Below are 350 nucleotides of genomic sequence, written 5' to 3' on the forward strand. Positions count from 1 at the left end.
TCCGTTTTGTGCGGAAGGCGAGCCGTTTGTCCGTTCAATGCCTGCTCGTAGGCGGTTGTAATATCCTCGAACAAAATGCGCCAAGATACGGTATCCACCACCAAGTGATGAATCGCCATCAGCAAATGATCACCATCTGGGCAATGGAACAGCCCCAGTTTCACCAGCGGTCCTTCGCTTAACTGAATACCCGCCTGAATTTCATTCACTTTAGCCTCGATCGCCGCTGACACCTCAGTCTCATGGCTGAGGTCTATACGTTCCAGCGTATACAGCTCGCCCTCCCCAATTGCGCGATTCCAGGCTTCATATCCGTGCTCCGTAGGACGGAAAACGATCCGCAGTGTGTC

General features: G+C 52.9%; 1 protein-coding gene. It reads right to left on the bottom strand.

The genetic code is table 11. The annotated features are described in order from the left end of the window. On the bottom strand, positions 1-350 hold a 350-nt coding region (locus G9G53_RS26660; RefSeq protein WP_238796332.1), incomplete at both ends, for a condensation domain-containing protein.

Source organism: Paenibacillus sp. EKM206P (assembly GCF_011066155.1).
GTDB classification, from domain to species: Bacteria; Bacillota; Bacilli; order Paenibacillales; family Paenibacillaceae; genus Paenibacillus; species Paenibacillus polymyxa_D.